Source organism: Halalkalibacterium halodurans (assembly GCF_004376175.1).
Lineage (GTDB): Bacteria > Bacillota > Bacilli > Bacillales > Bacillaceae_D > Halalkalibacterium > Halalkalibacterium halodurans.
In genome coordinates this window covers 1-1,738 of record NZ_SNUY01000144.1, presented here as the reverse complement: position 1 = coordinate 1,738, position 1,738 = coordinate 1, and the positions used below count along the sequence as shown (strand labels likewise).

The 1,738-nt window shown below is 42.9% G+C and carries 1 pseudogene; it reads right to left on the bottom strand.

The window, feature by feature from the left end:
* Positions 1 to 254: 254 nt before the first annotated feature.
* Positions 255 to 1,538 (bottom strand): annotated as a pseudogene (lpdA, locus tag E2L07_RS20445) (dihydrolipoyl dehydrogenase); the annotation flags it as partial.
* Positions 1,539 to 1,738: the final 200 nt, after the last annotated feature.

Sequence of the window (1,738 nt, the reverse complement as noted above, 5' to 3'; positions counted from 1 at the left end):
CCCTTGATTGACCTCTAAATAAACCATTGGTGTGTTTGTCAAGAGCGATAGCGTGGCATTTCCACCTAATAAATGGTAGGTAGTATGAACCGTGCTAGTTTTTCATAGAACTTTTGACACTACCCCTTGATTCAAACGTTTCTTTAATGAATCAGCAGGGTCGCTAATAGATGTCAAGATAGATCAAGATTTGGTTTGATTATACCACAAAAGAAAGCGCTAACAATCAGATCAATCAAGGAATGGCCAAAAAATTAGACATGAACCGCCTGGCCTAATGCTTGCAGCACAGCTTCATGTACAGCTTCCGATACGGTTGGGTGAGCAGCGATAAACGACTCTAAACTATCAAGCGTTAATTCATTGTGTACCATGAGCGTTCCTTGAGCAATTAATTCCGTGGCATGGGGTCCAACGATCGTTAACCCGACGATCGCCTCGTACTCAGGCTCGACCACAACTTTTACTTTTCCTATCGTTTCATTCGCAATAAGCGCCTTCCCGTTGGCAGCAAACGGATATTCACCAATTCGAACGTGTTCATAGTTTTCCCGCGCTTGTGTCTCCGTCAAGCCGACCGTTGCAATTTCAGGTGATGTGTAAATACAACGAGGAACTGCCTCATACCTCACTTGAATAGGTTCGCCACACAAATGCTTAGCAGCGACGCTTCCCTCATGAAACGCTACGTGGGCAAGCTGAATCCCTCCGATTACGTCACCACATGCGTAAATATGTGGGATCGTCGTCTGCATGTGTTCATTGACCGTTATACCTCGTGAAGTAAAATCAACTCCAATTCTCTCTAATCCTATCTCTTGTAAACGCGGCTTTCTTCCTATGGCAACAAGCACATAATCACCAGTTAAAACCTCCACTTGACCATCTCGTTCAACAACAACCTGCTTGCGGTCACGCTGCATTTCTTTGATGACCGTCGATGGATAGATTTCAACCCCTTGTCGTTTGAGCTCCTCCATTAAAACCTTACAAATATCGTGATCCTCACCAAACAGCAACCGATCAGCCATTTCAATGATCGTCACTTTCGTTCCCATCCGTCCATAAATACTTGCAAATTCACAACCAATCACCCCGCCCCCTACAATGATCATAGATTCAGGCTGGATAGGTAACGACATTGCTTGTTCACTACTGATAACCCATTCCCTGTCAAAAGGAGCAAAAGGTAACGGAGTCGGTTCAGAACCTGTCGCGATGATAATTCGATTTGCTTCGATTGTTTGTTGACCTCGTTCTGTTTGCACAAGTAATTCATGTGCCGATTGAAACGAAGCCGTGCCTTCCAGAAGCTCTATTTTATGCTTCTTTAGTAAATAATCGATCCCTTTCACAAGCTGGTGGACAATTTGATTTTTACGAGCCTGTACTTGTCCCCACTCGATACGCATTTCATCTACTGGCCCCTTAATGCCATAATCACTTGCGTGTTTCACTTTATCATAGGTGGCTGCACTTTCTAACAATGATTTCGTAGGCATACACCCTTCATTTAAGCACGTGCCACCTAATTTTTTGGTTCATCACCACTTTTAGTGATTTAAACAAAAAAGAAGAAAACACTCACAGATTCCTGGCAATAATGTTAGCCTAACCAAACAAACCAGGAGGGTCTGAAAGTGTTTTCCGTATCACTAGAATTGCCGGAATTTAAAGTTGTTAAACAAGTATTTCATGAAGAGTTTTTCCAACTCAATGTTGTAAAAAAATCAACGGA